This is a genomic window from Nocardiopsis sp. TRM 82005, assembly GCF_056312425.1.
The window spans coordinates 45,966-67,834 of the sequence record NZ_JBWDTQ010000006.1; the positions used below are offsets into that span (position 1 = coordinate 45,966).

Below are 21,869 nucleotides of genomic sequence, written 5' to 3' on the forward strand. Positions count from 1 at the left end.
TGACAAAACCTTGTGCACTGGTACGGAACGCTCCCCGATCCCGTGGAAAGATTTTCGAGGGCCAACGCCCTAGACTCGGGTGGGTGATGAACACCCCGCCGCACGACGCCGCCCCCACCCCCGGAGGGGCGCCGGAACCACCCGGACCCGGTACGGGGAGGAGCGCACGACTACGCCCGCCGCTGCGCCGCGTGAGCGGACGCGCGATCGGAGTGTGGACCGTCCGGCTGCTGTTCGCCAGCGTGTTCACCCTTGTCCTGTTCCTCGTGATCGCCTGGGGAGCCTCGTCGCTGGGCTGGGCGTGGGTCCCGGCGTGGGCGCGGGACAACGCGTGGTTGCTGCCGGTCGCCTACACGGTGTACGCCCTGCTCAAGGTGGCGATCGTGCCCTCCTGGCGCTACCGGGTACACCGCTGGGAGGTGGCCGACGACGTCATCTACACCCGGGCGGGTTGGATCAACCGCTCCTGGCAGCTGGTCCCGGTCAACCGGTTGCAGACGGTCGACCACACACAGGGGTGGCTTGAACGCGTGTTCGGCGTGGCGACGCTGGAGGTGCAGACCGCCTCCTACGCCGGATCGTCCACGATCGAGGGCCTGGGCGCGGAGGAGGCCCGCCGCCTGAGCGAGGAGCTGGCCGTGCGCGCCGGAGCACTGCGGGACGACGCGACCTGATGAACGGACACGACGAGAACCACGAACGTCCGGACAGCCCAGGCCCCGGCGGCTGGGTCGCGCCCGGTAACGCCCACGGGACACCGGACCGTGCCCCCGCGGAGGAGGGCCCGCGGCCCGAGGCGCCGATGGACACGGGCGAGCGGTCCGGCCCACCCCGCGACTGGTGGGGCGTACAGGAGGCGGGTGGTCCGGAGCAGGGCGGTGCCACCCTTTCGGGAACCGAACGCGCCCGTCGGCTCAGCCCCCGCAGCCTGGTCGTCGGACCCGTCAACCAGCTCAAGGGCCTCCTGCTGCCGATCGCCGTGGGCCTGGTGCTCGGCGGGTTCAACGCCTGGGTGCTGGCCGCCACGGGCGCGACCGTCGTGGCCCTGCTCGTGGGCGGTCTCGTCGCTTGGAAGACGACCCGCTACGAGGTCGCCGGGGACCGGTTGGAGATCCGCCGGGGACTCGTTCGCCGCTCCCAGCGCACCATCCCGCTGGAGCGGGTACGCGGTGTGGACGTCACCAGCTCCCTGCTGCACCGGCTGCTGGGCGTGGCCGTGGTCCGCATCGAGGCCGCCGCGGGGTCGGCGGGCGCCACCGAGGACGGCAAACTCGACGCCGTGGACACGGCTGAGGCGGAGCGTCTGCGGCGGGTGCTGCTGCACCGCAGGGCGGTGCTCACCGGTGAGAGCCGTGGGACGGCTGAGGCGCCCTCCGAGGAGGACACGGGAACGGGCGCCGAAGAGGGGCACGGAGGCGCCCCGAGGGAGGCCCCGCAGGACGACACCGCCACCTACTTCACCATGCCGCGCTCGTGGTACCTGTACGGGGTGTTGAGCCTGGGCTATCTGCTCACGCCCTTCGCGGTCCTGGCCACCCTCTTCGGCATGGTCCAGCAGGCGGCGGGTGAACTGGCCGCCGACTACTTCATGGACTGGGTGACCGGCTCCGACCGCGGGTTCCTGATGATCGCCGGGGTGACCTTCGCCGGCGCACTGGTGCTGCTGATGCCGGTGTTCGCCGTGGTCTCCTACTCCCTCACCCACTGGGGCTTCACCCTCAAGGGGCGCGACGGCTCCCTGGTCGCCGAACGGGGTCTGTTCACGCGCCGCAGCGTGACGCTGGAGAAGCGCCGCGTCCGCGGGTACGAGCTCCTGGACAATCCGCTCGAACGCACGCGCGGCGCGGTACGGCTGCGTGCCATCGTCACCGGGCTGGGCGACACCGCCAACCGCGCGGTACTGCTGCCGATCGGCCGCCGGGCGAGGGTCGAGGCGGTCGTGGACCGGGCGCTGACCCTGTACCAGGGGCGTTTGGACCGTCATCCGCGCGCTGCCCTGTACCGCCGCCTGACACGTTCCGTGGGGCCGTTCGTACTGGTCCTGGGAGCCGCCCTGGCCATGGACGTGGTGTGGCTGGCCTGGGTGGCCGGGGTCCTGGCCGCGCTGGGCGCCGTTCTGGGTGTGGACCGGTACCGCTCCCTGGGCCACGGCTACGACGGTGAGCTTGTGAGCGTGCGCTCGGGCTCCCTGCGCCGGAGCCAGGCGACGGTGGAGCGCTCGGCGGTGATCGGCTGGTCCTGGACGCAGACGCTCTTCCAGCGCCGCTCGTCCCTGGCCGACCTCCAGGTCACGGTCGGCGCGGGTACGGGCGGCTACACCGCACAGGATGCCTCGCTGGCGGGATCGGTGGCCTTCGCCGCGCGTGTCACCCCCGAGATGGTGCGCCCGTTCCTGGCCGACGCAGAGCCGTCCACACCGAAGGACCGAGGCCCGAAGCAGGGCTGACACACGGAAGGGGGGGGGGCCCCCCCGGGGGGCGCCCGCCCCTCCTCGAGTCGGGCATGCTCCGTGGAACACTCCCTGTTCGTCCTAGTCGTCCTTCTTGGAACCGAACATGATCTCGTCCCAAGAGGGCACCGAGGCGCGGCGGCCGCGGCCCTTGCGCTTGGGCGCGGAGTGGTCGGGGCCCCCGTTGGCGGCGGCCGGAACCGCGGCCGCGGGCGGCTGGTCGGCGGCACGGCGCGGGGTGCCGGTGTCATTGAGGTCGATGGTGGCCCGTCGGCGGGGCGCTGGACGCGGTTGTGCCGGGCCCTCGGCGGCGGGCGGTGCGGCTTCGGGTTCCGCGGGCCGCGCGGGACGGGCCTCCACCGGCCAGTCCGGTGCGGAACGGTACTCGGGGCGGCGAGGCCGCTCCATGGGGTCGGGCCGCCGCTCGGGCTCGGGGCGCTGGCGGCGCTGGTCGGCGGGCTCGGGCCGGGGCGCCGGACGCTCGGTGGTGCGCTCCATTGGCGGTTCGGCGCGCCGCTCCCGCTCCATTGGCGGTTCGGTGAGCCGTTCCCGCTCCGGTGAGCGGTGTTCGGCGGGTGCGGGGCCAGCCCCGTCGAACCGGTCGGTCTCGGTGCGCGACACCGGCGCCGAACGCAGCGGTTCGTTCGAGGGGGTGTCGAAGGACGGGCGCCGTGGAGCGGCGTGGCCGGGGCGGCGCTCGGCGGCTGACTGCGCGTCGAGACGGGGCAGGTCGGTGGCGGCTTCGGCGCGGCGCGGGGCGAAGGGCGTCACGTTGGCGCCGGGGGAGGGCACGGGTTCGGGGTCGGGTGAGGAGAACTGGGCGGCCTCCTCGTCGGCGGGGGCCACGCTGTTGTGTCTGGGCTCGTACAGCCAGTGGGCGACGCGCTCCTCACCGCGGTACAGGAAAACGAGCTTGAGCTGCCACGAGCGGTCCTCGCGCTTCCACGAGTCCCACACCGCGTCACCGGTCTCCAGTTGGTGCGCGCCGATCCGCTTGGTGACCAGTTCCTCCAGGGAGGGCCCGGGAACGGCATCGCCGTACGCGCGCACGCTGGCGCGCTGGGCCTGCTGGGCGATGTACTCGCGCTCCTGGAGGACGGGACCTTCGAACCATCGGACCCGCTCGATCGGTATACCGGAGATCTCGGAGATGGCCTCCGCGGTCTCGCCGGACCGGATGCGGGCCTGGATTTCCTTGGGGCGCAACGGATTCTCCACTTCGATCTCGTACTGGCCGAGCCGGGAGAACTGGCCGCGTACTGCGGCGCGGAGGCGGTCGTCGACGGGCAGCATGAAACGGGTTCCACGGCCGGCGCTGGCGAGCACCAGGTAGGTGCCGTCCTCGCTCACGGCCACGAGGCGAAGCTCGTGCATCGCCCTCCCTTTCGCGTCCCGTCGAGGATAGGTCCCACGACCACTCCCCGTGTTCTCCAAGTCTGGTCGGCCGACAACTGTTCGGCCAGTACCGCGCCCGGCATGTCCGAACTGTGTGCCCGCCTCCCGGTCCGCGGCGCGTGCCACGGTGGGAGATGCCCCGGGTGGTACCCGGAGCCCTCACGGTCGCTTCGCTGCCAATCTTGACACGCTGACCCTTCGGCGACCGGGAGCGATCGCGGGGGAATGTCGCCGATCCCGCACGAAGGCTCTGCTGCGATGGTATCCCGCTCACCTCGAATCACCCCAGGCCTGGGAAAAACTCCGATCTCGGACTGCCCTCGAAGCACATTGAGCCCCCAGTGCGCAAATCGACACCCCGGTGTGTGCCAGAGAGTTATACATCTTGTTTGGTGGCGTTATCGGGAGCCTGTCGCCCTTAGCCTTGGTTGTCCACATATAGGCGACATGTGATTTCTGGGGTTCGTGGGGCTGTCTGCACCACCACACGCCCATCCCGCTCTTGGCACCCGTGTCGCGCCCGTGCGCGCCCGAAGAAGGGGGACGACCGGATGGGTCGGACCGAACACCACGACGACCGCGAGGAAGGGGAGGAGGTGAGCGACAGGAAGCGGATCGACCTGAGCGCCTCCCAGGTCGTCGGTGCTGGTGCCGCGACACTGGCCGCGGCCACCGCCGCCTCCTTCCTGAACGTGTACGGCACGGTCATCGGCGCCGCCGGTATGGCCGCGCTCAGCACCCTCGTCAGCCCGCTGCTGCAGCACTGGTTCTCACGTAGCGGGGAGCAGGCCCGGCAACTGGCCGGAAAAGCCGCCGGCCGCACCGGGGCACGGGTCCCGCACGCCCCGGGGGCGCCGGTCGCCCCGGCTCCCGAGGGGATCTCCGAGACCGCGCTGCTGCGGGAGGTCACCGGCACCGGGAGCCTTCCCGAGGACCCCGACGCCACGCGGACCGACGCGTCCCGTGTCCTCGGCGGTACCGTGCGCATGCCCGTGGCCGGTCCGGACGCGGAGTCCGGTACGCGGAGGGGAAGCGGACGTCGCGGCTGGCGTTCCTTGGCTGTTCCGGCCATCGCGGTGTTCGTCCTGGTCATGCTGGTGATCCTGGTCTTCGAACTGTTCACCGGGCGTTCGCTGACCTCCTGGACCCAGGGCACGGACGAGGCGACCGCACCGACCCTGTTCGGTGGCACCACCTCCGCGCCCCCGGCCCAGGAAGGCGAGTCCGAGGATCCCGTCGTCCTCGAGGAGGGTGTCCGGCAGGAGGAGGGCGGTACCTCCGGAACTTCCGGTGCCGACCAGCGGCCCGACCCCACGCCCGGAACAGAGGTCCCCGAGGACGGCGACGCCACGGAGGAGGGCGACGGTACGGAGGAGGGCGACGGTACGGAGGACGGCGGCGCCGAGGTGCCCCCCGATCCCGCCGAACCGCCTGACGACGGCGTCGAGGCCCCCGAGGACTCCGGTGAGCAGGCACCCGACCCCGGGAGCGGCGGACAGGAGGCGGAGGGGGACGTCCCAGAGCCCGAGGCTCCCGCGCCTCCGCAGGAGTGAGCCGGGTCCCGCCCGCGCGGGACCCGCCGACCCGGCGGAGGGAGCATGCCCCGCTCCGCCCCGCCGTGAAGGAACCGGTCAGTCCAGGACACGCTCCAAGTAGGCGTTGCCGAACCTGCGTCCGGGGTCCACCCGGTCCCGCACCGCCAGGGCCTCGCCCAGCCTCGGATAGACCTCTTCCAGGTAGGAGCGGTCGCGGGTGTGCATCTTGCCCCAGTGCGGACGTCCTCCCACGGAGGTGAACACCGCCTCCAGATCGGCGAAGTAGGCCTCGTACGGGGTCCCCTGGTACATGTGCACCGCCACGTAGGCGGTGTCGCGGCCGTAGGCGGTGGACAGCCATACGTCGTCGGCCGGGGCGAAGCGCACCTCCACCGGAAAGCTCACCCGGTGCCCGCCCCCGTCCACGATGGACCGCACTTCGCGCAGCACGTCCACCAGGTGCTCGGCGGGTACCGCGTACTCCATCTCCACGAACCGTACGTCGCGTACCGAGGCGAACACCTTGTGCGAGGCGTCGGTGTAGTCGCGTGCCGACAGTGCCCGCGAGCTGATTCGGTTCACCGTGGGTACCGCTCCCGGGAAGCGCCGGCACACCCGGTTGACCCCCTCGAAGAGTGTGTTGGACAGGAACTCGTCGTCCAGCCACGCTCGGAAGGGCGACAGCGGCCGGGCCGGACCCGTGCTGATGTTGTTGCGCTTGGTGTTGGTGTTGTCGGTGTGCGGGAACCAGAAGAACTCGAAATGGTCGTTGTCCGCGCGCAGCTCGGGCAGGCGTTCCAACACCTCGTCCAGCCGCATCGGCTCCTCCCGGGCGTGCAGCCGAAACGCCGGGCGCACCGCCATGGTCAGTGCGGTGACCACGCCGAACGCGCCCAGGCCCACCCGCGCCGCGTGGAACAGGTCCGGTTCGTGTTCCGCCGAGCACTCGACCACCGAGCCGTCGGCGAGCACCATCTCCATACCGACCACCTGGCTGGCCAGGCCGCCCGCGTCCCGGCCGGTGCCGTGGGTGCCCGTCTGCACCGCACCCGCCATGGTCTGCGCGGCGATGTCGCCCATGTTGGTCAGGGCCGCGCCGTGCCCGGCCAGCACGTCGTTGAAGTCGCACAGGGGAAGGCCCGCCTCGACGGTCGCGGTTCCCGCCCCCGGGTCGACCGAGCGGACCCGGGTGAGGGAGGTGGGGGACAGGAGCAGGCCGTCGGTGACGGCCACGTCGGTGAAGGAGTGTCCCGTACCGACCATGCGGACCCGCAGGTCCCCGGCTGAGGCCGAGGAGACCGCCGCGGCGACCTCCTCCGTGCTTCCCGGGGTCGCCGTACGCCTGGGGCGGGCCCGATAGGTGTCCGCCCATGTGTGCCACAACACATTTGCCATGCGGTGACATTACCGACCAGTCACTTGTGTGGCCAGAGGCGGGGATCGAGCGCGCGGTCCGGTAGGAGAAGGAGTCCAAGACCACAGGAGGCGGTTCCGGGAGGCCGCGCGAGCGGGTGCGAGAGAGCTGGTTTTATAGGGCGCATGAGCTACTACGACGCGTTTTTGCTGATCTCCTTCGGTGGGCCGGAGGGCGAGGACGAGGTCATCCCGTTCCTGGAGAACGTCACCCGCGGACGCAACATCCCCCGGGAGCGGCTCGCCGAGGTCGGCGAGCACTACTTCCTCTTCGGCGGGGTGAGCCCGATCAACCAGCAGTGCCGCGACCTGATCGCCGCGGTCACCGACGATTTCGCCGAAAACGGGATCGACCTGCCGATCTACTGGGGCAACCGGTTCTGGGCCCCGATGCTCACCGACACCCTCTCCCGGATGAAGGAGGACGGTGTGCGCCGGATCCTGGCGCTGCCCACCTCCGCGTACTGCAACTGGTCGAGCCGCACCGCCTACGAGGAGGACATCGCCAGGGCCCGCGCCGCTTTGGGCGAGGACGCTCCTGAGGTGGACCTCATCCGGCCCTTCTACGACCACCCCGGGTTCGTCGAGCCGCTGGTCGAGCACACTCGTGCCTCCCTGGACGCCCTGACCTCCGAGCAGCGCGAGGGCGTGCGCCTGCTCTTCTCCGCGCACTCCATCCCCACCTCGATGGCCGAGGCCAGCGGCGGCCCCGGCCACGGCTTCGGGCCCGAGGGCGCCTACGGTGCCCAGCTGGCCGAGGTGGCGCGCCTGGTGGTGGAGCGTCTTGACCGTGACTACCCCTACGAGCTCGTCTACCAGAGCCGTAGCGGTCCGCCCAGCCAGCCCTGGTTGGAGCCGGACGTCAACGACCGCATGGAGGAGTTGGCCGCCGAGGACGTGCCCGCCGTGGTCGTGATCCCCCACGGCTTCGTCTCCGACCACATGGAGGTCAGGTTCGACCTCGACGTGGAGGCCCGCGAGACCGCCAGGAAACTCGGCATCGCCTATGAGCGCGCGCTCAGCCCGGGCACGCACCCCGCGTTCGTGTCCATGGTGACCGACCTGGTCCGCGAGTACACGGACCGGACCGGGCCCCGGCGCCTGAGCTCCCTCTCCCGCTGCACCGACTGCTCGTGCCCGGCCTGAGGCGGTGACCGCGGCCGGGCCTCCCCGGCCGCAGCGAGGTCCGGCACGGGTTCTCCACGGCTTCGGGGAGGGGGTTTCCACTTCGGCGTGGAACGGCCCATCCTGGAATGGGCGGGACCGACCCGGAGCTGCCCTGCCGAAGGTGGGGCAGGGCACACCGCGTCGACATGTGGGAAGGTGGGTAAACACTGCTGACACCGCCCGGGAGCGGGCGGGGAAGCCGGTTGCCCGAGGGGCCGCCCGATAGGGTCTGCCCAGATCACAAGTCGACGTTCAGGAGTATGTGTCTTGGTTCGTTCCTGGTATGAACTGCCGGAATACGTCCGACTCCGCCGTGTCAACGGACTACGCCTCTCGCCGGACGGAACCCGTCTGGTGGCGCCCGTCAGCGGCATCGCCCCCGACTCCAAGTCCTTCCGCAGCGCCCTGTGGGAGATCGACGTCGTCCCCGAGGCCGAGGGCGGGCGCGCCCCCCGGCGCCTCACCCGCTCCGCCAAGGGCGAGAGCGGCGTCGGCTTCCTCCCGGACGGCTCGGTCCTGTTCACCACCGGACGGCCCGACCCCGAGGCCGGGCCGGAGGACAGGGCCGGGGCCTCCCTGTGGCTGCTGCCCGCCGACGGCGGCGAGGCCCGCCAGGTCGCCTCCCGGCCCGGTGGCATCGGTTCCTTCACCGTCGCCCGCGACTCCGGGCTGGTCGCCCTCACCTCCGAGACCCTCCCGCGCAGTGAGGACGAGGAGGCGGACAAGGAGGCCCGCAAGGCACGGGAGGAGGCCGGAGTCACCGCCATCCTCCACGAGGCGCTGCCCATCCGCTCCTGGGACAGCGACATCGGCCCCGGCCACCCCCGCTACCTCGTCGCGTCGCCGCCGGCCGACGACGACTCCCGCCTCGGCGACCTCAGAGACCTGACCCCCGACGCCGGGATGGCCCTGCTGGGCGCGGGCGGCGCGCTGACCCCCGACGGCGCCGAGCTGATCACCGAGTGGCAGGTGCCCACCGGCCGGGGCGCCCAGCGCTCCAGCATCGTGGCCATCGACACCGCCACCGGTGGACGCCGTACCCTGGCCTCCGACCCCGACCACGGGTTCAATGGACCGCTCGTCTCCCCGGACGGCCGCCACGTCCTGCTCACTCGCGATTTCGAAGGCGACTACGACGGCGAGCCCCGCGACCAGACCGCCTGGCTCGTCGATCTGGCCACCGGCCAGGGGCGCGACCTGCTCCCCGGCCACGAACTGTGGCCGAGCGAACTCTCCTGGGCCGCCGACTCCCGCGCCGTGTTCGTCGTCGCCGACGAGAACGGCCGTCGTCCCGTCTTCCGGATCGACCTGGAGGGCGGCGCGGTCACCCGCCTCACCGGCGGCCATGGTGCCTACAGCAACCTCAACCCGTCCCCCGACGGCCGGTACGTGTACGCGCTGCGCGATGCGTGGGACGCCCCGCCCGCGCCCGTGCGCATGTCCGCCGACACCGCCGACGGCCAGCCCGAGTACCTGCGCACGCCCGGGTCCGAGCTGACCATGCCCGGCACCCTCACCGAAGTCGAGACCACCGCGGACGACGGCACCCGCGTCCGCTCCTGGCTGGTGCTTCCCGAGGAGGTCTCCGCCGACTCTCCCGCCCCGCTCATGCTCTGGGTCCACGGCGGCCCCTACTCGAGCTTCAACGGCTGGTCCTGGCGCTGGAACCCGTGGCTGCTCGCCGCACGCGGCTATGCCGTCCTGCTGCCCGATCCCGCCCTGTCCACCGGCTACGGGCAGGACATGCTCCGCCGTGCCTGGGGCAAGTGGGGGCCGCGTACCTTCGCCGACGTCATGGCCATCACCGACGCCGCCGAGGCGCGTGAGGACATCGACGCCGAGCGCACCGCCATGATGGGCGGCTCCTTCGGCGGCTACATGGCCAACTGGATCGCCGGACACACCGACCGGTTCCGGGCCATCGTCTCCCACGCCTCCTTGTGGGGCCTGGACGCCTTCAGCGGCACCACCGACTACCCGCCGGTGTGGGAGCGCGAGTTCGGTACGCCGACGGAGCGTCCCGAGCGCTACACCCTGAACTCGCCGCACCTGCACGCGGACAGCATCCGTACCCCGATGCTCGTCATCCACGGGGACAAGGACTACCGGGTGCCCATCTCCGAAGGGCTGCGCCTGTGGCGCGACCTGCTGCTGCACGAGGTGGACGCCAAGTTCTTGTACTTCCCGGACGAGAACCACTGGATCCTCTCCCCCGGCAACGCCCGGATCTGGTACGAGACGGTCTTCGCCTTCCTCGACCACCACGTGCACGGAAAGGAATGGAGCAAGCCCGAGCTGCTCTGATCCGCCCGTGAACCGGCCGGGTGCCGCCCGCGGCTCCGGCCGGACCAGAGCGGGGGACGCACCCCCGCACACGACACCACGCCACGACCTGGAGGACACCCAGTGAGTACCACCGACGCCGCACCCGACCGGCAGAGCCTGCGCGACCTCGCCGTGAGGGTGGCAGCGGAGGCGGGGGAGCTCGCCGCGGAGGGGCAGGCGGGCATCACCGTGCTCGACACCAAGTCGAGCCCCACCGACGTCGTCACCAAAATGGACCGGGCCGCCGAGGACCTCATCCGGGCCCGGCTGCTCGCCGAACGCCCCGACGACGCCATCCTGGGTGAGGAGGGCGGTGACGAGGGCGGCACCAGCGGCGTGCGCTGGGTCGTCGACCCCATCGACGGCACCGTCAACTATCTCTACGGCGGTCCCGACTGGGCCGTGTCCATCGCGGCCGAGGTGGACGGCGTGGTCGTGGCCGCCGCGGTGAACGTCCCCCGGCGCGGCGAGATGTACGAGGCGGTGCTCGGCGGCGGAGCGCGCCGCGACGGCCACCCCCTCCAGGTCCTGCCCGCGGTACCGCTGGACCAGGCCCTGGTCGCCACCGGCTTCGGGTACTTCCCCGAGCGCCGCGTCCAACAGGCCAAGGTCCTGCTGGAAGTGATTCCGCACATCCGCGACATCCGGCGCGGAGGATCGGCCGCGGTGGACCTGACCGGGTTGGCTGTGGGCCGCTTCAACGCCTACTACGAGCGCGGACTCCACGCCTGGGACTGGGCCGCCCCCGGCCTGGTCGCCAGCGAGGCGGGAGCACGTGTGGGAGGACTGCGTGGAGGGCCGCCGAGCGAGGACATGGTCATCGCTGGCAGCCCGGAGATCTATGAGGCCCTGGAGGCGCTCCTGGAGCCGCTGGGAGCCGACACCGACGGCTGAGGTGTACGGGCCCGGACGCACGGAGGGCGCGGTGGGAGGTCATCTCCCACCGCGCCCCCCGGTCAGCTAGGCACAGGTGTCGACGCCGTTGCGAGCCGCAATGCGGTAAAGATCCTCTAGTTCCGACGCATGAGTGTCGGCGAGGAAGTCGTCTCCGTCGGCCTGAGCAGCCTGGAACGACCGATAGGTCTCGTTGATACGGACCTTGATCTCCGCGAGGAACTCGCCCATTGCACCTCTTCCAGGGGTTGGCACCGGAACACGGCCGTGTACCGGTGCGGAATCCGTTCGCGCACGCCGCAGCGTCCGCACGATCGAAGTAGTCACGTCCCTGTGACATGCGTGCGCGTCGCGGTCCGGCCTCAGCCGGTGTCCACGCGCGCATCTTCTATCTCTACCGCACTGTGATCCGTCTCAAACCACCACCTCCTTGGCGTGACTCCCCCCCGTGGTCGGAGCCGCCTTCCGCGGGATGGGAGGGCCCCTCTCGCGGGGCGTGTGCGGAAGAGCGCGGGTACCGACAGTCCGCGCCGCGCCAACCGTCGGACAAGGGTGTCTCACGACACATTTGCGCATGAGGGCTTGTGCTTACTTGTTTCTTATTCTTGATGTGTCAGATTTGAGATGTGCGGGGTTAAGTCGCTGCCGGCGGTTGGGGGATTCGCCGGCGGCGGCTCCCCGCGCGCAGGGGAGTGGTGGAGCTCCCGGTCCAGCGCCCGTGCCCGCACGGGGCGAGGAGGGCAGTCGGTTCGCGAAACCGCTGCGACGGGTTTACCGTCTCCTTACCCCGGATGTGAGACAACGGATGACGCGGCCGGGACCAAGAACGCCGCTGCCGGTGTGTTGGGGGATGCGCCGGCAGCGGCCCCCTTTCCCTCTCCCGCACCAACGCTTGAGAAGGACAACGTGCGCGTACTCGTGGTCGAAGACGAACGAGTCCTGGCTGACGCCGTGGCTGTCGGGTTGCGACGTGAGGCGATGGCCGTGGACGTGGTCTATGACGGGGACACCGCCATGGAGCACATCACGGTCAACGACTACGACGTGATCGTGCTCGACCGCGACCTGCCCGGCGTCCACGGCGACGACGTCGCCCGAGCCCTCGTCCGGGACAGCTACAACGGCCGCATCCTGATGCTCACCGCCTCTGACGGGGTCCAGGACAAGGTCGAGGGCCTGACCATCGGCGCCGACGACTACCTGGCCAAACCCTTCGCCTTCGCCGAGCTCATCGCCCGGGTGCACGCCCTGGGGCGCCGGTCGGCGCCCCCGCTGCCCCCCGTCCTTGAGCGCCACGGCATCATCCTGGACCCGGCCAACCACCGTGTACGCCGCGACGATCGCGAGATCTCCCTCACGCCGAAGGAGTTCGCCGTCCTGCAAGTGCTCATGCGCGCCCAGGGCACCGTGGTCAGCGCCGAGGGGCTGCTGGAAAAGGCCTGGGACGAGAACGCCGACCCCTTCACCAACGTCGTCCGGGTCACCGTCATGACCCTGCGCAAGAAGCTCGGTGACCCACCCGTCATCCAGACGGTCTCCGGCGCGGGGTACCGGCTGTGAGACGGGCGGACCGCCCCGAACCGGGACAGCTGGAGCCCGCCCGTCCCGGTGAGACCGGCACGTGGCGGAGCCTGAACGCCGCCGCTCCCGAAGACGGAGGGCGCTCCGCGGCGGCCGCCCGGGTCTACCGCTTCACGGACAACCTCAGCCTGCGCGCGCGGCTCACCCTCATCTACGGGATGCTGTTCTTCGCGGCGGGATCGGTCCTGGTCCTGGTCAACTACCTGATCGTCGCGGTCCTGCTCAACGCGCTCCTGGACGAGGACAGCGCCTCGGAACTGATCACCCACCGCTACCTCATCGACGAGGTCCTCACCCACGTCACGAGGTTCTCGCTGCTCGCGCTGTTCCTGGTGGGCCTGTTGGCGGTGGCCCTCGGCTACGCGGTGGCCGGAAGGGCGCTGTCCCCGTTGCAGAAGATCACCCGCATCGCCCGCCGTCTGTCGGAGCGATCCCTGCATGAGCGCATCGCCCTCTCGGGGCCGGATGACGAGATACGCGAGCTCGCTGACACCTTCGACGGCATGCTGGAGCGCCTGGACCGTGCCTTCGACGGTCAGCGCCGCTTCGTGGCCAACGCCTCGCACGAGTTGCGCACACCGCTGGCGATCAACCGCACCCTGCTGGAGGTGGCGCTCAGCGCCCCCGACGTCTCCTCCGACCTCAAGAGCGTCGGGCAGACCCTGTTGGAGACCAACGCCCGCCACGAGCGCCTCATCGACGGCCTGCTCTTTCTCGCCAGGAGCGACCGCGAACTGGAGGTCCGTGCCAGGGTCGACCTGGGTGAGGTCGCCGGGACGGTGCTCAGCCAGCTGGACGGCGAACTGTCCGGGTCCGGTCTGAACCTGCACCGCGACCTGCGCCCCGCCCCCGTGGTCGGAGACCCCGTCCTGTTGGAGCGGCTCGTGGGCAACCTGGTGGAGAACGCCGTCAAGTACAACGTCGAGGGCGGCGAGCTCACCGTCCGCAGCGGCATGTACGAGGGCACGCCCGCCGTCCAGGTGGAGAACTCCGGCAAGGTCATCCCCGCCTACGAGATCGAGGGTCTCTTCGAGCCGTTCCGCCGCGGCTCCGGCGACCGGATCGGCTCGGGCCGCAGCTCTGGTCTGGGCCTGTCCATCGTCCGGTCGGTGGTGCGCGCGCACGAGGGCGTGGTGACCGCCTGGCCGCGTGCCGGGGGCGGCCTGGTCGTCACTGTCTGCCTTCCCGTACCGAAGTAGTTTCACCGGGCCAAGCTGCATACAACCACACTTCGTGGTATCTATACGTGTCCGAAGACACGCCCACCCGTGTCACGGGTGCCGAACTCGGGTGGGTATGCTTCCCCGGGCGTGGACACGGAGGGAATGCCTCCTGACGTGGGCATGTCTTGGTTTTCGCCCACACGTGGGGGAGCGCTCCGCGTTTTGTCCGGAATGGGCGGAAACAAGTTTGCCAAGGTCTACGAGGCGCCCGGCGTTGGGTAGTACACAGGGAACCGGCCTTTGGGTGGCGACCGCGCGTGGCCGCCTTCGGTCACGACTCCGTGAAAGTACTGCTGACCTGTGGACAGTGGCCCGGGAGGGGACACAGTCCGCCGACATCGGGAAAACTCATCGGCCGAATCGGGCACAACGAAGGTCTCTCAAGCGTTACACCCGCGCGACGAGGCACTGAACGAGGGGGATGGAGTTAGCAGAGATGGCCACCGACTACGACAGCCCGCGCAAGACTGACGAGGACATCAACGAGGACAGCCTCCAGGAGCTGCAAGCGCGGCGCGTGGACAAGGGAACCGGCACGATCGACGTCGACCCCGACGAGGTCGCTGAGGGCATGGAACTGCCCGGTGCCGACCTGTCGGGCGAGGAACTCGCGGTGCGCGTACTCCCGCGTCAGGCCGACGAGTTCACCTGCTCGCGCTGCTTCCTGGTGCACCACCGCAGCCAGCTCGCCGAGCAGCGCGCCGGTCAGCTGGTCTGCAAGGAGTGCGCCTGAGCGGACGGGACGGCCCCTGATCCGTCCCGTCCCGACGGCTCTCGCCCGCGCGGGCGGACAACCGCGCCTCTGTCCGCGGGCTCACCACCCTGGAGCCCCGCGGAAACGACGGCGGACGGCCGACCACACCCTCGGTGCGGTCGGCCGCCCGCCGTCGTCATGAGTGCGGTGTGCCCCGGCCTCAGACGTCCAGTTCCCTGGGGCCGGCGCCGACCATCTTCGCGCGGGCGGCGCGCACGGCCAGCACCCGGGCCACCTCCGTGCCGACACCGGCCATCACGGCCCAGCTCAGCGCCTGGCCGAGGCTGATGTCAGGGGAGTCCACGTCCGTGGGCGGCTCCTCACCCGTCACACGGGCCCAGGTAAAGTTGAGTGCCTTGCGCATGACGTACTGCGCCGCGAACCCGGCCACGAGACCAGCGAGCGCCGGGCCGATGTCACCGCCGTCCTTCTTAGCCATCGAATCCTTCACCGTTTCCGTTGGGTGTGGGGGATGCGCGCTCGGCGCACACCCTCCCGTAGGTACGGGGAGATCCTTTCATGCCAGCTCTTCGGACGCGGGGCCGATCAGGGCGTGCCAGCGCGCCCGGTAAGGGCGTTCGCCTCCTCGGGCGAGGTCCCGAAACCAGGAGCGATCATGGTCCGAAGAGCATTACCATTGCCCCCATGACCAACCGCTCTCATTCCTTCCGCATGCCCGACAAGCCTTCGCTGGACGGTATCGAGGCGAAGTGGGTCGACGTATGGGATGAGTCCGGCGTCTACCACTTCGACCGCACCCGCAGCCGCGAGGACGTCTACTCCATCGACACCCCGCCGCCCACGGTCTCGGGTTCGCTGCACATCGGCCATGTGTTCTCCTACACGCACACCGACACCGTCGCACGCTTCCAGCGCATGAACGGCAAGGCCGTCTTCTACCCCATGGGCTGGGACGACAACGGTCTGCCCACCGAGCGCCGCGTCCAGAACTACTACGGCGTGCGCTGCGACCCCTCGGTCCCCTACGACCCGGACTTCCAGCCGCCCGACAAGCCCAACCCCAAGCGGCAGGTCCCCGTCTCCCGGCGCAACTTCATCGAGCTGTGCGACACACTCACCGCCGAGGACGAGAAGGTCTTCGAGTCCATCTGGCGCCGACTGGGCCTGAGCGTGGACTGGCGCCACACGTACGCCACCATCGACGACAACTCCCGTACCGCGGCCCAGCGGGCCTTCCTGCGCAATCTGGCCCGCGGTGAGGCCTACATGTCCGAGGCGCCCACCCTGTGGGACGTCACCTTCCGCACCGCCGTCGCCCAGGCCGAGCTGGAGGACCGCGAGCGACCCAGCGCCTACCACAAGATCGCCTTCCACAAGCCCGACGGTGCCCCGGTCCACATCGAGACCACCCGCCCCGAGCTGCTGGCCGCATGTGTCGCCCTGGTCGCCCACCCCGACGACGAGCGCTACCAGGACCTGTTCGACACCACCGTGCGCACCCCGGTCTTCGGTGTCGACGTCCCGGTCAGGGCCCACCGCCTCGCCGACCCTGAGAAGGGGTCGGGCATCGCCATGATCTGCACCTTCGGCGACACCAACGACGTCACCTGGTGGCGCGAGCTCCAGCTGGAGACCCGCCCCGTCATCGGCTGGGACGGACGCATCATCGCCGATCCGCCCAAGGGGCTGGAGAGCGGTCCCGGCCGCGAGGCCTACGACACGCTCGTCGGCGCCACCGTCCACACCGCACGTGAGCGCACAGTGGACCTGCTGCGCGAGAGCGGCGACCTGGTCGGTGAGCCCACGCCGATCACCCATCCGGTGAAGTTCTACGAGAAGGGCGACAAGCCCCTGGAGATCGTCACCACCCGCCAGTGGTACATCCGCAACGGCGGGCGGGACGAGGGCCTGCGCCAGCGGCTCGTCCAGCGCGGCCGCGAGCTCACCTGGCACCCCGAGCACATGCGTTCCCGCTACGAGAACTGGGTCGAGGGCCTCAACGGCGACTGGTTGGTCAGCCGGCAGCGCTTCTTCGGGGTTCCCTTCCCCGTCTGGTATCCGCTGGACGCCGACGGCAACCCGCGCTACGACGAGCCGCTCCTGCCGACGGAGGACCAGCTGCCCGTCGACCCCAGCTCGCAGGTGCCCGAGGGCTACACCGAGGAGCAGCGCTGGCAGGCGAACGGGTTCATGGGCGACCCCGACGTCATGGACACCTGGGCGACCTCCTCGCTGTCCCCGCAGATCGCCTCCGGCTGGGAGCGCGACCCGGACCTGTACGCGCGGGTCTTTCCCATGGACTACCGGCCGCAGGGCCAGGACATCATCCGCACCTGGCTGTTCTCCACCGTGGTCCGGGCCCACTTCGAGAACGGCACCCTGCCCTGGAGCACCACCGGCATCTCCGGCTGGATCCTGGACCCGGACCGCAAGAAGATGTCCAAGTCCAAGGGCAACGTCGTCACGCCGTTGGCTCTGTTGGAGAAGTACAGTTCCGACGCGATCCGCTACTGGGCGGCAAGCGGACGGCTGGGCACCGACACCGCCATGGACGAGGGCCAGATGAAGGTCGGCCGCAGGCTGTCCATCAAGATCCTCAACGCCAGCAAGTTCGTCATGTCCGTGGCCGGCGAGGGCACCACGGCCGACCCCGTCCGGGTCACCCAGCCGGTGGACCGGGCGATGCTGGCCGCGCTGGCCGACGTCGTGGATGACGCCACCGCCGCCTTCCAGGCCTACGACCACACCCGGGCCCTGGAGCGCACCGAGCGCTTCTTCTGGGACTTCTGCGACGACTACCTTGAGCTGGTCAAGACCCGCGCCTACGACACCGAGTCCGCCGAGGGCGCCTCTGCCCGCAGCGCGTTGCTCATCGCCCTGGGCGCCCTGCACAAGCTCTTCGCGCCCTTCGTGCCCTTCGTGGCCGAGGAGGTCTGGAGCTGGTGGCAGGAGGGCTCGGTCCATGCCCAGGGCTGGCCCGAGGCCGCCGAGTACCGCTCCGCGGCCGCCGGCGGTGACCCGGCCGTCCTGGCAGCGACCGCTGAGGTGCTGCGCGCCGTGCGCAAGGCCAAGTCCGAGGCCAAGTTGTCCATGCGGGCCGAGGTCGAGCACGTCAGGGTGTCGGGCAAGCAGGCCGACGCCGCCCGTGCCGCCAGCGGTGACATCGTCGCCGCCGGCCGCGCCGCAGGGGTCGACTTCCATGCCGCCGACGACGCCGATCTCACCGTCGAGGTGACCCTGCCAGAGGCCGCGGGGGAGTAGAGCCTGTCTGACGGTGCCTGCTCACTCCTGGGGGTGCCGTTCAGGCGCCCGAACCAGGAGGGCCGCGCGGGGGCGGTGCCGGAGACGATCCGGCCCGCCCCCGTCGTCGCGTTCCGGTGGCGCTGGACACCGGTCCAGCGCCCGGGGAGCGATAGGCTCGGCCAATGTGAGTACCACATCCTTGGAAGGCGGACGGATCCCTGTCACGGTCCACCGCCTGGACCCCGGCCTCCCCCTGCCCGCGTACGCCCATTCCGACGACGCGGGAGCGGACCTGCACACCGCCGTCGACGCCGTACTGGACCCCGGCGGGCGGGTCACGGTCCCGACCGGTCTGGCGATCGCCCTCCCAGAGGGGTACGCGGCTTTCGTGCATCCGCGCTCGGGCCTGGCCGCGCGCAGCGGACTCACGATCGTCAACGCGCCGGGCACGGTCGACGCCGGATACCGGGGCGAGATCAAGGTGACCCTGCTCAACACCGACAGGGACACCCCGGTGAAGCTGGCCCGGGGGGACCGGATCGCGCAGCTGGTCATCCAGCGCGTGGAACGTGCGGTGTTCGTCGAGGCGGACTCCCTGCCGGAGTCGTCCCGGGGAACGGGCGGTTTCGGTTCGACCGGGGGCCACGCCGCGCAGAGGTGACGGCGCCCCGAATCCCCGGTGCCATCCCGGGACCAACGTAAAGCGAAGAGGTGAAGGCGTGTTCGGACGCCGCCGCAAGAAGCGGGACGAGAAGACTGAGGGACCGGGGACGGAGGCCGAGCCAAGACAGACGGGCGCCGCCGGAGCGGTCTCCTTCGGCAACGAGATCGTGCCGGAGGGCCCCTTGGAACAGCCGGACAAGGAGGCTGACCGCTACCGCGCCACCGGGCCGTGGGACTCCACCGAGGACGCCCCCGAGGCCAAGCGGATGGACCTGGGCAGTATGCGCCTGCCCATGGAACAGGGCACCGAGATCCAGGTCAACGTCGCCCAGGACGCCCAGAACAAGCAGAAGATCATCGGCGTGACCCTGGCGCTGGGCAAGAGCGCGTTGCAGGTGCAGCCCTTCGCCGCGCCCAAGTCCTCCGGCCTGTGGGACGAGATGCGCGAGGAGCTGCGCGAGCAGGTCGTCAAGCAGGGCGGCAAGGTCGAGGACCACGACGGCACCTTCGGCCCCGAGCTCAGGGCCCTGGTACCGGTCAAGGGCCGCAAGACCGAGGACGGCAAGCAGCTCGCCCAGCGGGTGCGGTTCATCGGCGTGGACGGCCCGCGCTGGGTGCTGCGCGGCGTGATCCGCGGAGAGGGAGCCTCCAAGCCCGAGGTGATGTCCGAGGTCGAGCAGCTCTTCGCCAACATCGTGGTGGTGCGCGGAGACCAGCCGGCGCCCCCGAACGAGCTGCTGCCGATCACCGTGCCCAAGCAGGTCCAGGAGCAGATGGCCGAGGCGGCCAAGAAGCGCGCCGCCCAGGAGGCGGCCCAGCGCGGCAACGCGGGCAGCTCGCCCAACGGGGCAGCGCCCGGCGGCCAGACCGGCAGTACCTCGAACGGTTCCGGCTCCGGGGACTCCTGAGCCCCGCCCCGCCGGGAATGTGCCGGGGGCACGCGCCCTCTTCCGTAGTCTGTGCCTCATGACACAGACGACGCGAAACAGCGTGCCCCGGCCACTCCCGGAGGACTGGGAACGCGCCCTGGCGGTGGTGGCCCATCCCGACGACCTGGAGTTCGGCAGCTCGTCCGCGATCGCCCGGTGGACCGGGCAGGGCAAGGACGTGGTGGAGCTACTGGTCACCAAGGGCGAGGCGGGGATCGACAGCATGGCTCCCGAGGAGTGCGCGCCGCTGCGCATGGCCGAGCAGCGCGCCTCGGCAGCGGCCGTGGGCGCCGCCACCGTCGAGTTCCTGGACTTTCCCGACGGCACCCTGGAGTACGGGTTGCCGCTGCGCGCCGCACTCGCCGCCGCGATCCGGCGCCACCGGCCCGAGGTGATCGTCTCCATCAACTTCCGCGAGCACTTCGGGGGCGGAGGCGGGTTCAACCACGCCGACCACCGGGTTCTCGGACCGGCCCTGCTGGACGCGGTCCGCGACGCCGCCAACCGGTGGGTGTTCCGTGAGCAGCTCGACGATGGCCTGCGTCCCTGGTCGGGTGTGCGCCTCGTAGCCTTCGGCGCCTCGCCCAGGGCCTCCCACTACGTGGAGTTGGACGAGGCCGACCTGGCCGCGGGCGTGGCCTCGCTGGACGCCCATGAGGTCTACCTGTCCAACCTGGCCGGATTCGACCAGAAGGCCTTCCTGCCCCGGGCCGCCGCCCAGGCCGGGGAGTGGGCCGGTGTCCCGCTCGCCACCGCCTTCGAGGTGTTCGAGGCCTGAGGTCCCGGAAGGCCGGGGAGAGGGGGCGCGCCCCGACCGGCCTCAGGGGGCCGGGCCCGGATCCACCGGGTCGGTGACGCGGCCCAGGAACAGGACCGCCTCGCGGCGGCGCAGCACGAACACGAACGGCCGGTCCACCGTGAACCGGACCGGTCTGGCGGGTGCGGCCGCGGACATGAGCATCATCGCGGCGGTGGCGGCGGCCCCCTCCGCGCCCTTCTCGTCGACCCTCAGGACTGACTGGTGCAGGATCTCGTCGGCCCTGAGCGGCTCCGGGCTGATCCCGTCGAAGCGGGCCTCGTCCGTGGCCATCCGGTACACGCCCACGGCCGCCAGCGGTGCGAGCAGGGAGGTGTCGGTCTCCACCCGGAAACGCGGCAGGGCCAGTTCGACCTGTTGGGAGGAGCGCCTGCGGTACAGGTCCGCGAGCACCTTCGCCGACACCGGAGCGGGAGCGGTGGTCCGCTCGTCGGGCAGCAGCACGTCCAGGGTCAGTTCGTGCTCGCCTTCCAGACTCACCATGCTCCATCCCCGTGCCCGTGCGTGGGGTAGGCGGGCCGACCTGTGCATGGTGGGGGCCCGGCGCCGTCCGGACGGGGTGTGGAAGGGCCTGTCGCGGGTCCGTGCGGGGTCGAAGGGATCGGGCCAGACCACCTTCACCCACAGCGCGTTGACCAGCAGCAGCCTCAGACCGGGATGGACACCGCCCGGTGGCAGCAGCTCCTCGATCAGGCCGCGGGTCACGTCCGCCACCTTGCCGTTGACCCGGGAGCGGACCCCCTCGGAGTCATGCTCGAAGTCGGCGTGCTCGATCTCGGCGCCGGCGCGTTCGCGTACCCGCGCCTCGAACTCCGGCAGGACCTCCAGGCCGACCGGTACGTACAACCCGTTCAGGGTGGCCAGACCGGGTCGGGAACCGGCGGCCACGGCCGCGTCCAGGGCTTCCAGCTGGCCCTTGGTGTCCGTTCCCAACAGCGCCTCCAACTCGGCCAGGGTGCGGCCCGCGGCCCCGGTGGTCAGCAGCCCGAGCACCGTGCCCACCGAGTGGGGAGACCACACATGGGACTCACCGGCCCGGGACAGGGGCCGGTCCAGGGCGGCGGCGAACTCCAGGTGGTCCCGTCGCGGGGACGTGTTCGGCTGCATGGGTTCCTCGCTCGCTCTCGGCTCCGGCGGCTCTGGCCGCCAGCGTACGGAGTCCGTCGAAGGACCGCCAGGGAGCGCCACCGCGTGAGAAGCCGCACGTGACACGACGGGCCGGAGGGGACAAAGGAGGGCGGAGGGTGTTCAACCGGACACCGTTCGTGTCCCTGAGTTGGTGACAGGTCGCATAGTCTGGGGCATCATGGCGGGCGGACCCGCGGGGGAGGCCCGCGCGGCGACGGCCGAGAGCGACCCCACGACCGAACCAAACCGGAAGCAGGGTAACGGGACCTGCCGCCTGAGGGCGGGGCTTCCAGCCCTCATGGCTGAATCCGTCGTTACCAGACCCAGCCATCACCAGGAGGTGACCTTGATGGCTACGTTCCGTACAGGACAGCAGACCGACCGGGCTGTGC

General features: G+C 70.8%; 18 protein-coding genes. 13 read left to right on the forward strand and 5 right to left on the reverse strand.

From position 1 onward, the window contains the following. Nucleotides 1-86 precede the first annotated feature (86 nt). On the forward strand, nt 87-674 hold the full coding sequence (locus AC0T5L_RS04815; RefSeq protein ID WP_476164330.1) for a PH domain-containing protein: 588 nt from the start codon (nt 87-89) through the stop codon (nt 672-674). Further along, on the forward strand, nt 674-2,446 hold the full coding sequence (locus AC0T5L_RS04820; protein ID WP_476164137.1) for a PH domain-containing protein: 1,773 nt from the start codon (nt 674-676) through the stop codon (nt 2,444-2,446). The genes AC0T5L_RS04815 and AC0T5L_RS04820 overlap by 1 nt, the downstream gene beginning before the upstream one ends. A gap of 84 nt (nt 2,447-2,530) precedes the next feature. Here the strand turns inward: AC0T5L_RS04820 and sepH are convergent, their stop codons facing one another. After that, the gene (sepH, locus tag AC0T5L_RS04825; protein WP_476164138.1) at nt 2,531-3,823 is read right to left on the reverse strand and encodes a septation protein SepH; all 1,293 of its coding nucleotides are present in this window, start codon (nt 3,821-3,823) and stop codon (nt 2,531-2,533) included. A 572-nt stretch (nt 3,824-4,395) separates the two neighbouring features. Here sepH and AC0T5L_RS04830 point away from each other — a divergent pair. After that, nucleotides 4,396-5,397 carry a hypothetical protein gene (locus tag AC0T5L_RS04830; protein ID WP_476164139.1) on the forward strand — a complete coding sequence of 334 codons (1,002 nt, stop codon included), beginning with the start codon at nt 4,396-4,398 and terminating at the stop codon, nt 5,395-5,397. A 78-nt stretch (nt 5,398-5,475) separates the two neighbouring features. On the opposite strand, the gene AC0T5L_RS04835 is transcribed toward AC0T5L_RS04830, so the two are convergent. Further along, nucleotides 5,476-6,774: a D-arabinono-1,4-lactone oxidase gene (locus AC0T5L_RS04835; protein WP_476164140.1), complete on the reverse strand. Its 1,299-nt coding sequence runs from the start codon at nt 6,772-6,774 to the stop codon at nt 5,476-5,478. Between the two features lie 144 nt (nt 6,775-6,918). On the opposite strand from AC0T5L_RS04835, the gene AC0T5L_RS04840 reads away from it, so the two are divergent. The 3 genes from AC0T5L_RS04840 (at nt 6,919) to AC0T5L_RS04850 (ending at nt 11,178) form a co-directional block, all read left to right on the forward strand. Then, entirely contained in the window at nt 6,919-7,938 is a 1,020-nt protein-coding gene (locus tag AC0T5L_RS04840; protein ID WP_476164141.1) for a ferrochelatase, read from the forward strand. A 288-nt stretch (nt 7,939-8,226) separates the two neighbouring features. Further along, on the forward strand, nt 8,227-10,263 hold the full coding sequence (locus AC0T5L_RS04845; RefSeq protein ID WP_476164142.1) for a S9 family peptidase: 2,037 nt from the start codon (nt 8,227-8,229) through the stop codon (nt 10,261-10,263). A 102-nt stretch (nt 10,264-10,365) separates the two neighbouring features. Then, nucleotides 10,366-11,178, forward strand: coding sequence for an inositol monophosphatase family protein (locus AC0T5L_RS04850; RefSeq protein ID WP_476164143.1), 813 nt, complete (start codon nt 10,366-10,368; stop codon nt 11,176-11,178). A gap of 66 nt (nt 11,179-11,244) precedes the next feature. On the opposite strand, the gene AC0T5L_RS04855 is transcribed toward AC0T5L_RS04850, so the two are convergent. Next, nucleotides 11,245-11,409 carry a hypothetical protein gene (locus AC0T5L_RS04855; protein WP_476164144.1) on the reverse strand — a complete coding sequence of 55 codons (165 nt, stop codon included), beginning with the start codon at nt 11,407-11,409 and terminating at the stop codon, nt 11,245-11,247. Between the two features lie 675 nt (nt 11,410-12,084). Between AC0T5L_RS04855 and AC0T5L_RS04860 the strand changes: the two genes are divergently transcribed. The 3 genes from AC0T5L_RS04860 to AC0T5L_RS04870 all read left to right on the forward strand — a co-directional run bounded on the left by AC0T5L_RS04860 (nt 12,085) and on the right by AC0T5L_RS04870 (nt 14,715). Beyond that, a complete protein-coding gene (locus tag AC0T5L_RS04860; RefSeq protein ID WP_476164145.1) occupies nt 12,085-12,738 on the forward strand; it encodes a response regulator transcription factor in 654 nt (217 codons plus the stop codon). Continuing rightward, on the forward strand, nt 12,735-13,958 hold the full coding sequence (locus AC0T5L_RS04865; RefSeq protein ID WP_476164146.1) for a sensor histidine kinase: 1,224 nt from the start codon (nt 12,735-12,737) through the stop codon (nt 13,956-13,958). The genes AC0T5L_RS04860 and AC0T5L_RS04865 overlap by 4 nt, the downstream gene beginning before the upstream one ends. 460 nt (nt 13,959-14,418) lie before the next feature. Beyond that, nucleotides 14,419-14,715 (forward strand): DUF4193 domain-containing protein, encoded by a 297-nt coding sequence (locus AC0T5L_RS04870; protein ID WP_013153901.1) that lies wholly within the window; start codon nt 14,419-14,421, stop codon nt 14,713-14,715. Between the two features lie 181 nt (nt 14,716-14,896). Here the strand turns inward: AC0T5L_RS04870 and AC0T5L_RS04875 are convergent, their stop codons facing one another. Then, the gene (locus AC0T5L_RS04875) at nt 14,897-15,175 is read right to left on the reverse strand and encodes a DUF4235 domain-containing protein (RefSeq protein WP_476164147.1); all 279 of its coding nucleotides are present in this window, start codon (nt 15,173-15,175) and stop codon (nt 14,897-14,899) included. 206 nt (nt 15,176-15,381) lie between these two features. Between AC0T5L_RS04875 and valS the strand changes: the two genes are divergently transcribed. The 4 genes from valS (at nt 15,382) to AC0T5L_RS04895 (ending at nt 20,310) form a co-directional block, all read left to right on the forward strand. After that, nucleotides 15,382-17,958, forward strand: coding sequence for a valine--tRNA ligase (gene valS, locus AC0T5L_RS04880; RefSeq protein ID WP_476164148.1), 2,577 nt, complete (start codon nt 15,382-15,384; stop codon nt 17,956-17,958). A gap of 166 nt (nt 17,959-18,124) precedes the next feature. Further along, nucleotides 18,125-18,601, forward strand: coding sequence for a dUTP diphosphatase (gene dut / locus AC0T5L_RS04885; protein ID WP_476164149.1), 477 nt, complete (start codon nt 18,125-18,127; stop codon nt 18,599-18,601). A gap of 58 nt (nt 18,602-18,659) precedes the next feature. Continuing rightward, a complete protein-coding gene (locus tag AC0T5L_RS04890) occupies nt 18,660-19,511 on the forward strand; it encodes a DUF3710 domain-containing protein (RefSeq protein ID WP_476164150.1) in 852 nt (283 codons plus the stop codon). Nucleotides 19,512-19,569: 58 nt separating this feature from the next. Next, on the forward strand, nt 19,570-20,310 hold the full coding sequence (locus tag AC0T5L_RS04895; RefSeq protein ID WP_476164151.1) for a PIG-L deacetylase family protein: 741 nt from the start codon (nt 19,570-19,572) through the stop codon (nt 20,308-20,310). A gap of 42 nt (nt 20,311-20,352) precedes the next feature. Here AC0T5L_RS04895 and AC0T5L_RS04900 read toward each other — a convergent pair whose 3' ends face one another. After that, nucleotides 20,353-21,456 (reverse strand): serpin family protein, encoded by a 1,104-nt coding sequence (locus tag AC0T5L_RS04900; protein ID WP_476164152.1) that lies wholly within the window; start codon nt 21,454-21,456, stop codon nt 20,353-20,355. Between the last annotated feature and the right edge of the window lie 413 nt (nt 21,457-21,869).

Bases quoted from the DNA above. Each gene is read 5' to 3' on its own strand.
- AC0T5L_RS04875 (WP_476164147.1), bottom strand. From the start codon at position 15,175: ATGGCTAAGAAGGACGGCGGTGACATCGGCCCGGCGCTCGCTGGTCTC.
- AC0T5L_RS04840 (WP_476164141.1), top strand. From the start codon at position 6,919: ATGAGCTACTACGACGCGTTTTTGCTGATCTCCTTCGGTGGGCCGGAG.
- sepH (WP_476164138.1), bottom strand. From the start codon at position 3,823: ATGCACGAGCTTCGCCTCGTGGCCGTGAGCGAGGACGGCACCTACCTG.
- AC0T5L_RS04835 (WP_476164140.1), bottom strand. From the start codon at position 6,774: ATGGCAAATGTGTTGTGGCACACATGGGCGGACACCTATCGGGCCCGC.
- AC0T5L_RS04820 (WP_476164137.1), top strand. From the start codon at position 674: ATGAACGGACACGACGAGAACCACGAACGTCCGGACAGCCCAGGCCCC.
- AC0T5L_RS04900 (WP_476164152.1), bottom strand. From the start codon at position 21,456: ATGCAGCCGAACACGTCCCCGCGACGGGACCACCTGGAGTTCGCCGCC.
- AC0T5L_RS04895 (WP_476164151.1), top strand. From the start codon at position 19,570: ATGACACAGACGACGCGAAACAGCGTGCCCCGGCCACTCCCGGAGGAC.
- AC0T5L_RS04855 (WP_476164144.1), bottom strand. From the start codon at position 11,409: ATGGGCGAGTTCCTCGCGGAGATCAAGGTCCGTATCAACGAGACCTAT.
- AC0T5L_RS04815 (WP_476164330.1), top strand. From the start codon at position 87: ATGAACACCCCGCCGCACGACGCCGCCCCCACCCCCGGAGGGGCGCCG.
- AC0T5L_RS04830 (WP_476164139.1), top strand. From the start codon at position 4,396: ATGGGTCGGACCGAACACCACGACGACCGCGAGGAAGGGGAGGAGGTG.
- AC0T5L_RS04870 (WP_013153901.1), top strand. From the start codon at position 14,419: ATGGCCACCGACTACGACAGCCCGCGCAAGACTGACGAGGACATCAAC.
- valS (WP_476164148.1), top strand. From the start codon at position 15,382: ATGACCAACCGCTCTCATTCCTTCCGCATGCCCGACAAGCCTTCGCTG.